The sequence below is a fragment of the Nostoc sp. genome (assembly GCF_036919815.1).
In the GTDB taxonomy this organism is placed as follows: Bacteria; Cyanobacteriota; Cyanobacteriia; order Cyanobacteriales; family Nostocaceae; genus Nostoc.
Map to the genome: position 1 here is coordinate 38,340 of NZ_JBALCE010000102.1, position 13,477 is coordinate 51,816.

8 protein-coding genes are annotated in these 13,477 nt (G+C 42.2%); 5 read left to right on the plus strand and 3 right to left on the minus strand.

Going from position 1 to position 13,477, the window contains the following annotated elements:
- Positions 1 to 159 precede the first annotated feature (159 nt).
- Together V7K15_RS23840 and V7K15_RS23845 are read left to right on the plus strand one after the other, a co-directional pair.
- On the plus strand, positions 160 to 2,361 hold the full coding sequence (locus V7K15_RS23840) for a CHASE2 domain-containing protein (protein WP_334909443.1): 2,202 nt from the start codon (positions 160 to 162) through the stop codon (positions 2,359 to 2,361).
- An 836-nt stretch (positions 2,362 to 3,197) separates the two neighbouring features.
- Complete coding sequence (locus V7K15_RS23845; protein WP_334909445.1) at positions 3,198 to 3,515, plus strand: hypothetical protein; 318 nt, start codon at positions 3,198 to 3,200, stop codon at positions 3,513 to 3,515.
- Positions 3,516 to 3,537: 22 nt separating this feature from the next.
- On the opposite strand, the gene nadB is transcribed toward V7K15_RS23845, so the two are convergent.
- The 3 genes from nadB to V7K15_RS23860 all read right to left on the minus strand — a co-directional run bounded on the left by nadB (position 3,538) and on the right by V7K15_RS23860 (position 7,151).
- On the minus strand, positions 3,538 to 5,235 hold the full coding sequence (nadB, locus tag V7K15_RS23850; RefSeq protein WP_334909447.1) for an L-aspartate oxidase: 1,698 nt from the start codon (positions 5,233 to 5,235) through the stop codon (positions 3,538 to 3,540).
- A 184-nt stretch (positions 5,236 to 5,419) separates the two neighbouring features.
- On the minus strand, positions 5,420 to 5,848 hold the full coding sequence (gene psbU / locus V7K15_RS23855; protein WP_334909449.1) for a photosystem II complex extrinsic protein PsbU: 429 nt from the start codon (positions 5,846 to 5,848) through the stop codon (positions 5,420 to 5,422).
- A gap of 523 nt (positions 5,849 to 6,371) precedes the next feature.
- Positions 6,372 to 7,151, minus strand: a complete 780-nt coding sequence (locus tag V7K15_RS23860; protein WP_334909451.1) for a DUF3120 domain-containing protein — start codon at positions 7,149 to 7,151, stop codon at positions 6,372 to 6,374.
- Between the two features lie 572 nt (positions 7,152 to 7,723).
- Here V7K15_RS23860 and V7K15_RS23865 point away from each other — a divergent pair.
- The 3 genes from V7K15_RS23865 (at position 7,724) to V7K15_RS23875 (ending at position 13,184) form a co-directional block, all read left to right on the plus strand.
- Entirely contained in the window at positions 7,724 to 8,548 is an 825-nt protein-coding gene (locus V7K15_RS23865; protein ID WP_334909453.1) for an undecaprenyl-diphosphate phosphatase, read from the plus strand.
- 423 nt (positions 8,549 to 8,971) lie between these two features.
- Positions 8,972 to 10,312, plus strand: coding sequence for a TIGR03279 family radical SAM protein (locus V7K15_RS23870; protein ID WP_334909527.1), 1,341 nt, complete (start codon positions 8,972 to 8,974; stop codon positions 10,310 to 10,312).
- 97 nt (positions 10,313 to 10,409) lie between these two features.
- Positions 10,410 to 13,184, plus strand: a complete 2,775-nt coding sequence (locus tag V7K15_RS23875) for a family 10 glycosylhydrolase (RefSeq protein ID WP_334909455.1) — start codon at positions 10,410 to 10,412, stop codon at positions 13,182 to 13,184.
- Positions 13,185 to 13,477 lie beyond the last annotated feature (293 nt).

Here is a 13,477-nt window from a genome sequence, read left to right on the forward strand (position 1 = left end):
TAATTAAATATAATTGTCCTCAATATATATATGATAATAGATCACAAATACCACGATGCCTTGAAGAACCTTGCCGAGTTGAAAGAACTCTTAGAAACTCTATTTAGCTCCGGCTTGAGCTATTTTAGCCCGATAGTTAATAGCTATAGGAAATAGAGAATGAATCAGCAGCTAGGCAAGCGTTTTGTGAAGTTAATCTTAAGACTGCAATCGCTTAGTCGAGGACACAGAGAATTCATGACTGCAACGCTGGTGGCAGTCTGTGTCGTGCTTTTCCACTTCACCGGATTATTGCAATCTTTGGAATTGGCAGCTTTGGATCAATTTTTTTGTTTACGTCCAGATGAAGCGCCAGAAGAGCGGATTACGATCGTAGTCATTGATGAAACCTATTTAAAGGAAGTAGGTTCGTGGCCGATTCCAGATACGAATATTGCCCAGTTGTTGCAAAAATTAAACGTCCACAAACCCCGTGCTATTGGCTTAGATATCTACAGAGATTTGCGAGTAGAGCCTGGTAATCAAGAACTGCGTAATGCTTATAAGTCAATGCCCAACTTGATTGGTATTGAACTATTAGCAAATGACAAAAATAAAAACATTAATGTTTCGCCTCCACTGGGATTAAATCAGGATCAAGTGGGCTTTAACAACGTGCTATATGATCTTGATGGTAAAGTACGTCGCAGTTTGTTGTATTGGCACGTTGATAATCAGGTACACGAAAGTTTTGCCCTGAAATTGAGTTTATTGTATTTAAAATCAGAAGATATTACTCCCACCAAAGCAAAAAGCAACCCTGAGTCTTTGCAATTAGGTAAGGCAGCATTTACTCGTTTTGAGGCTAATGATGGTGCTTATGTGGGAGCTGATGCTGGAGGCTACCAAATTTTGACCAATTTTCCCAAACCCAAATGTCAAAGTTCATCTGGAGAATTTTGTCATTTTAGCCAGGTATCGATCAAAGATGTACTGGCTGATAAAGTCAAAGAAAACTTAATCAAAGATCGGATTATACTCATTGGCTCCACTGCACCCAGTCTCCAGGATTTTATATTCATTCCTTACTCCAGCAGTCTAATGGGTACGGTAAAGCCTGTGCCTGGTATTCAACTGCAAGCTTATTTTATTAGTGAGTTAATCTCCGCTGCTCTACAAGGACGATCATTACTCAAAGTCTGGCCTGACTTAGTGGAATACTTGTGGATTTTTATCTGGTCTTATCTGGGAGCCATGACGACATGGCGGATACGACACGCAGCTATAAGCCTGCTCAGTATCCTAATTTCTTGTTTTGTATTAACTCTGAGTGCGTACCTTGCTTTCTTGTCTGGTTGGTGGATACCGCTCATTCCCTCACTGGTTAGCTTTGGCAGTTCAGCTATTTTGATCACCAGTCATATTGCCCATAGCCAGCAAGAGTCGAAACGCTCCAAAGAATTTTTGTATCATGTAATCAATACGATTCCTGATCCAATTTTTGTAAAAAATCAACAACACCAATGGATTGTTTTAAATCAGGCATATTGTGAATTTATTGGTTATCCGAATGAGTTATTAATTGATAAGTCAGACTATGACTTTTTCCCTAAACATGAAGCTGATGTGTTTCGACAACAGGATCAGGTTGTTTTTCGGACTCAGCAACCCCAGGAACACGAAGAAGAATTTACAAATGCCGATGGTCAGACTCATCAAATTGCCACTAAGCGATCGCTCCACAAAGACTCAGCTGGCAATTTGTTTTTAGTTGGGGTCATTCGAGATATTACTCAGCGCAAGCTCAATGAGCAACATCTCAAGCGTACTGCTGATGAATTATTCCGCTCTAACAATGAATTAAAACTTAAACAAGACCACTTGCGTTATTTAGCATATCACGATCCCCTAACAGGTTTATCCAATCGCAAATTTTTTGCTGAACAACTTTACGAGTCGTTAGATTGGTCCGAACACTACAACTTGTCGCTGGCACTGCTGTTTATTGATTTAGATGGCTTTAAGCAGATTAATGATACTCTAGGGCACGAGATGGGCGATCGCTTGCTAATCACTATCGCTGCAAGACTTAGCAACTCTTTACGCGCTAGTGATACAGTTTCTCGTTTGGGTGGCGATGAATTTACTGTGATTTTACGGGCAATTCCTAATGTTCAAATAGCTGCTAAAGTCGCCAAAAAAATTTTAAGCAGCATTAACAAGCCAATTCTTTTGGACGGCGATACAATCCGAGTCTCTGCCAGTATTGGCATTAGTATCTACCCAGACAACAGTCAAGACAGTGAAACTTTGATGGAACAAGCAGATGCAGCAATGTACCGTGCCAAGCACCTGGGTAAAAATCGCTACGAGTTTGCTTAATTAGACAAGAGTCAAGCCTCCAGATTGTTTTCACTTTAGTCAGTATTTTTACCTTTAAATTAGGAATGTGGACTTGCAATGCGTTCAAAGCCAATTTGGGATACTCTCAGTAGCTTTTTAGGCAAGATGGAGACCTAGCAAGGCTTTTTTACCTGAGGACTAAACTTAATAACATAAGTAAGAAAAGAATTAGTCATCAGAGGTAATGAGAAAACTAACTTAATTTAGTAATAGGACTTACGCACAAGTTACGGAATAACGTAGACGCTTCGGCTTGCCGCAGGCTACCACAGAGGCGCAGAGAAGGCAGTGCGTTGCGGGGGTTCCCCCCGTTGTAGCAACTGGCGCGACACAGAGAAATCAGAGTTTGAGAGATATTCTGCATAAGTCCTAAGTAAGTATTTTTGCTTTCTAAGAATATACTGGTACTTACTAGTGTAATTGCGGTATCGCATAGTTCCATAGTTTTTAAAATTTTTGTAATCTCGCAATTTCATTGTTTTATATTTATGTATCTTTACTGTGATTAAATCTTAACTATCGAAGTAAACAAGTATTATTTGATATTTTTCTCAGCCTAATTATTCACTAAATATAGTGTTTTTACTTACGAGCTTTAAGAGATTATAAAATAGTAGTAATAAATAGTGACTTAGGCACAATACTTACACGAATTTATCAACATATCTAACTTTAGACTGATGTAAAAATAGGATATTAATAATGATACTTAAGCATAAAGATTGTTTATTACTAGCAGATTAACGTTGATCTACAAGCACATACCACTATTACTTGTAGACTAGCAGCAAAGGTTTAATAAAGTTGAAATCTCTTTGCCAAAAAAGCCAGTAAATATACGTTGTAAAATAAAAAATACACTTCTCAAGAAAAAACTAGTAAATTTACTGAAAGCTATGAAAACTAACTTCCAAATCACAAAGTTTATGATATTCTTTATAGGTGCTTACATACTAATATCAGAAATTCCAGCTTGCACAGGTATGTTCAGTATTGCAAGTGCTAATGCCTTTAGCGCTACTAACAGTAATATCTTAATCGGCGGCAAAGTCAATTCTGAAAATTTAAAAGAGATATATATCGCACCAAATTATGGTGGCCCCGACAGTCAGCATGGTAGCGGCACACGCTAATTAGCTATTCGGCAAATTTCAATCAAGACAATAGTGGAGATTTCCACCAATGATGTGTTTGTACAAGTGTGTGGACTTGCCAATTTGGATCTGGTTGAGGATAATCTAAACGGTAGTGTCCGCCTCGGCTTTCGGTTCTAAAAGCAGCACTTTTGAGAATTAAATCAGCCACATCTAATAAATTGCGGGTTTCTGCCCAAAGTCCCAATTGCCGTTCAACATTTGGTAGGTCAAAAGTAGCTGGTTCTGCGGGACGTAAAGCAAGCAAGAATTGACTTAAAGGCAAGATAGCGAAATCTTGTTGCCAAGATTTAATAGTAGCGATCGCAGTTTCCAACCTTGATTGCTCCCGACAAATACCAGCATTTTCCCACACTAGACGCGGTAATTTCTCCCTAAGTGTTTCTAGCTGTGCTTGCTGGATTTGCCACTCACTACCATCAGCACTAAATTTGCGTAATGGCAACACTGGTGTTTCTGAGGGCAGCCCAATATTTTCCAACTCAATATTAGCCATCTGCGCCCCAAAGACAATACATTCCAGCAGGGAATTACTGGCAAGGCGATTTGCCCCATGCACGCCGGTACTAGCGGTTTCACCCACTGCATACAAACTCTTGATATTTGTACGATTCATCAGATCGGCGACAATTCCACCCATCCAGTAATGGGCAGCCGGCGCTACAGGAATTGGTTCATGGAAAACATCAATGCCCCAATGCTGACAAACTTTGATGATGTTGGGAAAGCGGTGACGAATCTTGTCGGCGGGGATGGGGCGCATATCCAACCACACATGGGCAGTTGCCAGATCAACGGCGGTACGTTGTAAATGGCTGAAAATTGCTCTACTGACCACATCTCTGGGTGCTAGTTCACCTGCCGGGTGGTAGTCAAAGGCAAAACGCCGTCCTTCGTCATCGACAAGGTGCGCCCCCTCGCCGCGTACAGCTTCGCTAATCAGAAAGCGATCTGCACCAGGTTTAGTCAGGGCAGTAGGGTGAAATTGCACAAATTCTAAATCGCGGAGGATAGCGCCGATACGAGCTGCGATCGCAACCCCATCACCCGTACTCACAGCCGGGTTGGTAGTTTGGGCAAATACCTGACCACCGCCGCCGGTTGCCAGTACCACAGCACCAGCTCTTACCCAGGTGATTTCACCTTGATAAAATAGGCTTATTCCTTGACAGCGTTGGCGTAGCCCGTCGGAGACATCGCTTTCGGGTTCAATCCACAGACTCAAAGCCAAAGCTTGCTGAATGACTTGAATATTCGGACGACGTAATACTTGGTTGGTGAGGGTGGTGGTAACTTCCCTCCCTGTGGTGTCGGCGGCGTGGAGAACACGGTTGCGAGAATGGGCAGCTTCTAAAGTTAAAGCCAAAGCTTGGCCATGACGGTCAAAAGCAACGCCCAAGTTAACTAGCGATTGTATGCAGTTAGGGGCAAGTTGGGCGAGAAATTCTACGGCAGTGCGATCGCATAAACCTGCACCTGCCCGGATCGTATCTTCAATGTGCAGCGTGGGAGAATCTTCCGGGGCAACAGCTGCGGCAATGCCACCTTGGGCCCAATCACTGGCGGATAAAGCAACAGTTTCTTTGGTAATCAAGCCGACTCGCAAGGATTCTGGCAGACACAAGGCTGTGTATAGTCCAGCAGCACCAGCGCCGACTACTAAGACATCAAATTGGCTAGGAATATCTATCTGAGGCAAGGTAATGGGGAAGTTATAAGAGTGAGGAGTTAGAGACGCGATTAATCGCGTCTGTACAAGATTTAGGAGTTAGAAGTGAGGAGTTAGAAGTTTTGAATTTTTAACTCATAACTCCTAACTGATAATCCTATCCCACTCCCTAGAATCAGGAGGGGGCTGGTATTTGCTAGATTAACTGCAACAGTTATCTGTAGATGCCGTTGTTAAAGCGATCGTCTCCCTCGTTGAAGGCAGGCTCTAGTTCTGTCACGGTGAATTTATCGAAGTTGGCTTCCAAGGTTTGTTTTTGGCCATCGCTCAATCCGGGAAGATCCAATACATCCTCTACCTTTTTGTAGGGAGCATTTGTGATGATTTTCTTAGCCAGGGTGGGATAAAGCCCTGAATACTGTTGAAAAGCTCGGACGTTGGTATTATTCAAATCAATTTTTTTACCAAATTCCGTTCCTAGTTTAGCGTCTGCCCGATTCTGCCGCTCAATTGCCAGAACTGGAACTTGCGGAAAAGCAAAACTGTTGAAACTAGCAGCTTGGGCTATCTGAGTTGTTCCCAACCATCCCCAGCAACTAAGTAGCAAACTAAACACTGTTAATAAATGCGCTAATCTTTTCACGATTTTTCTACCTCTTTCCATCAAACAGAAATAAAAGTTTTAAGCTAACAGCCGTCAGCAGTCATTAGTCATTAGTCAGAGCGCCAAAGACAAAGGACAAACAGAGAAGTCTGTAGCAAGATCCCGCAGGGTGCGCTGGTTTTTAGCATACAGAACTTCCAAGACAAAACCTGATAGCTTAATCAACACAGCAGTCATCAAAAACTAATATACAGCGTATTAATATCCACAATATTTGCCGTTACTGGGTTTGACTGTACTTTTGCCAAAAATTTTCATCCTGGTAAGAGTGCCTGCATAGCTGCAATAGGGTTGCATCCATGATCCTGGTAGCATTAAGAGCTAGACGAAACCTTTTCGGGGTGGCTGATTCTGGCGATTTATAATACCAAAAACCCGATCAAAAAAGACTTGATGGTGATCGACTGTTATGTAATATTTCTTAACTAATTAATCATTATTGATGTGCAGTAGACTGGGCTGGAAAAAGTTTCGGTTTTGATATTACAGAATTTTTTAATATTTAGGCAGCGATCGCAGCTAACAAAAATAGGCTGTCTACCAAAATTGTGCTTAAAACAGCGCCACTAAAAGCATACCAGTGTCTTTGATTTCGACCTAAAGGGGAAATTCCGATTGTTAACAGCAGTAAGGCGAGAATTATCGCCCAAGTTTGTCCCCAAGGTGTTTGTACTTGGATGAGGGCATTTTGTAAAATTTGTGGTGCTAAATCTGCATCTACTCTCATAATTTGCCGCCAATAGGGCATCAAATCTACTATATAAAAATATACATCTGTTAAAACTGTACCGAGTAAAGAACCTAAATAAAACCAGTTACCCACCTTGCCCCAATTCTTCGCCAAACACCAGCAAGCAAACGGTAAACCGATCAACTCCACTGGCAGATGCCATAAAGGTTCCCAACGTAACCAGCCCCAGTAAATCGCTCCGGCTAACCAACTCCAGCTAAATCCTAAGAGCAAATCCCCCCAGACGTAAGTTGCAGGACGTGACATTAAGCGAAAACTTAGCCACACCCAAAATGCTGTCAGCCCTAAACTTAGACTTGGTAGCGATCGCACTATTGGCGCTTCTATAAATACTGGTACTGTTACCAAAAACACCGCCGCCGCAAAGACTAACCAAGTTTGCCGGGTAGAAATAGATAAAGTGACACGGCCAGAAGAAGAGAGTGTAGATTCCAATTGCCTGATACCATTCTGTCCAGTATCAGCTAAATCTAAGTCGGTATCAATAGAAGGGGTAGAAGCTGTGTAGCAGGATAGTGTATTATTAATCAAAGTTTTTAATATTTGTTACTAAACTTTATCTTATTTGAAGATATCACACTTTTAAATACCCCTGGGGGGGATTTTAATTATACTGAAATTTTCGCGGAGCGCTGGCGCAAACCAAAGGGAACATTCTGCGCCAAGCCAGACTAATCCACTAAAGTTGCACTATCAAGACTTACACATTCAAAATCTGAAACCTTGATCCCCCTTAAAAAGGGGGGAATTTACAAAGCCCCCTTTTTAAGGGGGTTGGGGATCTATAAAATGCGTAAGTCCTATGTACAGAGATCCTATGTAGTGCCTTGTAAATGGGTATTACAGAAAGGTAAGGGTAAATTTAACAGTTAAAAAGTGAACTGGCATTAGTCCCCTAAATATTAAAGTTTGATGAATTGCCAAAATTGCGTTGACTTATTGAGATGAGTGTAAGAACATGGCCAGCGTCTTCGATGATGTTATTGATCAGTAAAATTGAATTTTCTCGAAGATTGGGTGCAGCAAAGAGTATATAAAGTAACATCATCAACTAAAGAATGTTCATAATCACGTCTAGAACCGGAAAAAGGTATTAATTGCATATGGAGTTTATTCAAGCTTTTATTTTGGGTATTGTTCAAGGTATTACAGAGTTTTTGCCAATCAGCAGCACTGCACATCTTCTGATTGTGACAAAGATATTTGGTTGGAAAGAATTAGGTTCTAAAGATTTTGTTGATGCAATTCAATTTGGCAGTGTTATCGCAATTTTGGGGTATTTTTGGTCACTGATTTATAGTATTGTCAAAGGTGGAATCGAAGCACTAAAAGACAAAGACTGGCAACGTGAGGAGTGGAAAATTCTTGTCGGTATTATAGTAGGAACACTGCCTGCTTTAATTTTCGGCTTTCTGTTGAAAGACGTTTTACCGGAGAGTGCATTAATTATTGCCATTATGTCAATCATCATGGCACTTATATTAGGTTTGGCAGAAAAAATTGGCACTCGCAAGCGAGGTTTTGAGTCATTGCAGATTCGGGATGGGATTTTAGTTGGATTGGGACAAACACTTGCTTTGATTCCGGGCGTTTCTCGTTCAGGCTCGACGTTGACAACTGGCTTATTTTTAGGATTAGAACGCGATACAGCCGCGAAATTCTCATTTTTGTTAGGGTTTCCAACTCTTACGATTGCGACACTGTATAAAAGTTTGAAAATATTCAAGTTGTTTCAAGCCCACCAGTTGCCAGATAACATTGTTGGACTGTTAATTGTCGGGATTATTTCAAGCTTTATTTTTTCCTACCTATCAATTGCATTCTTGATCAAGTACTTACAAACCAAAAACACTTTAGTTTTTGTTTGGTATAGATTAGCATTTGGTAGTTCTATCTTACTAGCGATCGCATCAGGTTGGAAAGGATAATAAACCTCATCTAAGTTTATAAGCGTAGTTTTTGCCCTCACCCTAAATCCCTCTCCCAAATTTGGGAGAGGGACTTTGAAATTCTGGCTCCCCTTCTCTCAAATCTGGGATTCGGGGTTGGGGGATGAGGGCAAATCCTTTTCATCACCGAAGAACTACAGATTTCAAGATAGACGTGGTTTAGCTATTAGTTATTAGTCTTTGTCCTTTGTCCAAAGCAAATGACTATAGCGATGTCTACGACGGGCTACGCCTACGCTCGTTTGTATGAAATACAATCCGACCTTTCTCCTAAAAGGAGGGAGGCTTTGAATGTTACTCCCCAACGCTACAAGGGTTGGGGCTGTTCTTGTTAGGTCTGTATTGGACTTAACACAGAAGCGCTATAATGCCCAATGCCCCATGCCCAATTCCCAATACCCAATGACTACAATTCATCCTGCCCGAATTATCAAGGTTCTTCCTGACTCAATAGCTGCAGAAATTGGCTTTGAAGCCGGGGATGCGATCGTTGCAATCAATGGTACACATCCCCGTGATTTAATTGATTATCAGTTTTTGTGTGCTGATGAAGTTTTGGAATTAGAAGTTTTAGACGCTGCTGGTAAAACTCATAGTTTGGAAATCGAAAAAGATTACGATCAAGACTTGGGGTTAGAATTTGAAACTGCCCTATTTGATGGCTTAATTCAATGCAATAACCGTTGCCCATTTTGCTTTATCGATCAACAACCACCAGGTAAGCGCACCAGCTTATATTTAAAAGACGACGATTACCGTCTGAGCTTTTTGTACGGCTCTTATCTTACCCTTACCAATCTATCAGAAAGAGAATGGGGGCGGATTGAGCAAATGCGCTTGTCTCCATTGTATGTTTCTGTTCACGCCACCGAACCCGAAGTCAGAATTAGACTCCTAAAAAATCCGCGTGCGGGACAAATCTTGCAACAACTCAAATGGTTTCAAGAAAGGCGGCTACAAATTCATGCTCAAGTGGTTGTTTGTCCTAGTATAAATGATGGCAAAAATCTGGAACAAACTCTCAAAGATTTAGCGTCATTTCATACTGGTGAAGTGCCTGCGGTGGCATCAGTGGCAGTTGTGCCAGTTGGGTTGACACGGTTTCGGCCTCCAGAAGATGAACTCACACCCGTAACTAGAGAAAAAGCCCAAGAAGTGATTTCTCAAGTGCAAATGCTCTCGCGGCAATTTCGCCAACAATTCGGTTCTAGCGTTGTTTGGTTAGCCGATGAGTGGTTTTTGATTGCAGGTGAGGAATTACCCAGCGAATCTGAATATGAAGAATATCCCCAAATTGATAACGGAGTTGGTTCGATTCAATTATTTATTAAGCAATTTGCCACGGTTGCGGCAGAATTACTCCCGTCAAAAGTTTATCCTAAGAGGAAATTGACTTGGGTAGTGGGCAACGCCGTAGAAAAAGCATTTCAACCAATTTTGAAACGCTTAAATTTGGTTGAAGGTTTAGAAGTCAATATGCGTGCTTTATGTAGTGATTATTGGGGGCAGACTATCAGTGTAACGGGATTATTAACTGGTCATGATTTGCTTTTAAATTTAGAAGGCGAAGATTTAGGTGATGGGATTTTGCTACCGAATGTCATGTTAAAAAATGGTGAATTAGTGTTTTTAGATGATATGAGTATTGAGGAATTATCTGGGAGACTAAATACAAAAATTTTCCCAGTAGCAGGAGTTGAAGATTTAATCAAAACATCTATTTTAAATTCTGTTCCGGTTTAGTTATCAAAGATCAGTTGTTTCTCGGAGGTAATTTGTTGTGATGGTAGATGATAAATAAGAAGTAATCCCTAATAAATAATCCACTGAGGAGTCAGGAGTGAAGTATCAGGAAAAGTATCATAAAAACGTAAACTCACAAATAAAAAAAGCTGGATTATTTATTTTAAGTTTGAATTTTTTAATTTTAAATAGTTTTAGTATTTTGCCAGTAAGGGCGGCGACTGAAGAACCTGCATTGAGCGTAGTGTATGGCCAAGAAAATGCAAATCAATGGACAGGAATAAGCGATCGCTTACAGGCAATCGGGGTGAAATATTGTGTAATTCCCCTAAATGATGTCAAAAGTGCGGCAGATTGGGGCGATCGCCGGATATTATTTTTGCCAAATGTTGAGACATTAACGCCAACCCAAGCGATCGCCCTAGAAGAATGGATGAGTAAGGGAGGGCGGTTGATTGCCAGTGGGCCTGTAGGTAATCTCTCATCGCCAGGAGTGCGCCAATTATTGCGATCGCTTTTGGGAGGTTATTGGGGATTCAGCCTCAGTGATATAGAACAGATTAAACCCGCAAAAACCAATATCCCAGAATGGGCGAATCAAACTCAACTCTTTGGCAAAATACGCGGCGGCGTGATGATTCCTAATGATATGGGCACTGAATCTCCTGCTGTTTGGAATTCCAAAGATAATCTTGCCGCAGTAGTCACAACTGAGCGTTCCACCCTTTTGGGCTGGCGCTGGGGAACAGATGCAGTCTCAGCCGCCGAGTTAGATAATGCTTGGTTAAAAGCTGCTCTCAATCACTATTTGACAGCGCCACCGCCATCTAATCGCATGAAAAAAGTACCAGGAGGTTCCCAAAACTGCTCTACAACGGTGGCGGCTGCACCAAGGACAGAGGGGACCAGAGGCAGTTTATCCCCCTCATCTCCTCCTCCTAAAACTGCCACTGCTCCCATACCTAGACCACTGACTATAGTCAAACCCCCAAATTCTCAGGAGGCTATAGACCAATTGGAACAAGCGGTGCGTCTGGATGTTGCACCTAATTCCAATCAGCCGATTGATAACAACGAAGCGATCGCTCTCCAGCAAGAGCTAGAAAATCTGATTGGTCGGGTGGAAAGTGCTAATTTAGCGGTATCAGCTGATGCGGCTAATGAAGGCGTTGGGATATCTGAGCAAAAGCAGTTCTCTAGGCATCTGGACACCTACACCCCCGAATCTGTTAAGCAGCAGCCGATGCAATTGGCCTCAACTAAATTGGGGGGGCTAATCAAAAGTAAAGACCAAACTTTGGCACAAGTAAGGGTAATTGCCAAAAACTTACCTATATTGATTGCCCAAAAAAACTACGCTCTGGCTCGTCAGCAGTGGCTAGTAGCGAAGACGATTTTATGGCAGCAGTTTCCTGTTGATCGGAGGCTGGCTCAACCAGAAATTCGGGCAGTTTGGTTAGATCGGGGGACGATTGTTCGTGCTGGTAGCAAAGCGGGACTAGCTCAGATTTTTGATCGCCTAGCCCAAGCTGGGATTAATACCGTCTTCTTTGAAACTGTTAACGCTGGCTATACCATTTATCCCAGCCAAGTTGCAAAAGAGCAAAACCCATTAATTCATGGGTGGGACCCTCTGGCAGAAGCAGTGAAATTAGCCCATGAGCGCGACATGGAATTACACGCTTGGGTTTGGACTTTTGCTGCTGGCAACCAACGGCACAATCAAATTATCAACGCTAATCCTAATTATCCTGGGCCAGTACTGGCGGCTCATCCCGATTGGGCAAACTACGATAACCTGGGTAACATGATTCCCATTGGGCAGACTAAGCCATTCTTCGATCCAGCCAATCCCGAAGTGCGGCAGTATTTGCTCAAACTGTACGATGAAATTGTCACTCGCTATAACGTCGATGGTTTACAACTAGACTACATTCGCTACCCCTTTCAAGATCCATCAGCCGGTCGAACTTACGGCTATGGCAAAGCTGCAAGAGCGCAATTTCAGCAACTTACTGGTGTAGATCCGATAAATATTTCCCCTAGCCAACCAGAACTGTGGCAAAAGTGGACGACATTTCGCACCGAGCAAATTGATAGCTTTGTCGCCCAAGTTTCACAGCAGTTGCGACAAAAACGACCAAATTTGATTTTGTCGGTTGCAGTATTTCCTCTGCCAGAAGTAGAGCGGATTCAGAAAATTCAACAAAACTGGGAAGTTTGGGCAAGGCGGGGAGATGTAGATTTAATCGTTCCCATGACTTATGCTCTGGATACTTCTAGCTTCCAACGACTAGCTCAACCCTGGATCGCCTCTAAACAATTGGGAGCTACATTGTTAGTGCCGGGAATTCGCTTACTTTCTTTGCCAACAGTTGGAGCATTCGATCAACTCCAGTTGGTAAGGGACTTGCCAGTTAGTGGTTACGCACTCTTTGCCGCAGAGAATTTTAACAACGAGCTACAAAAACTCTTTATTAACACCCAAGGTAGGGTTCAATCCCCAACAACTGAACCGATTCCTCACCGCCAGCCTTTTCAATCTGCCGCCATCCGTTACACCGCGCTGCAACGGGAATGGAAGTTTATTTTCCAAAATGACCAACTACAAAGGTCTGCTCAGACAATATCAGATTTTAACAACCAGGCAGAAATTTTACGCAGTGCTTTAAATCAGCTTGCTGCTTCTCCTTCTCCTAGTAAGTTACTAGTGGCGAGAGCCTCTCTAACTCGGTTCCAGTCTCAATTTCAGGTATTGATGAGCCAAGAGCTTAAGTCAAATTCCTATCAAGTCAAAGTTTGGGAAAATCGGCTTGTAACTATAGAAAGGCTATTGCGTTACGGCGAACGACGGGTGCAGTTGCATCCTTAGAGGATGAATGAACAAGTATTGGGCGAATAGAATTCGCTACTACACAAACTCTCGTCTTCCTCCGTGGACTAATACAAAATCAAATGTTTTTAACCTGCGGAGGCAGGTAAAGTCTCGTGTAGCCAAGCCAGTGCGTTGGGCGGCTTTGCCGACTTGAAGCACCTGGCGTGCGACTGGAAGTCGCCCGGTGAGTAATAAATTAGACTTTTTAAACAACCTCTTAGTACAGAACACCAGGACTTACGCAAATAATAGCCGAAACCCTGATTTTTAGGTAGGGGCAATACCCTGCG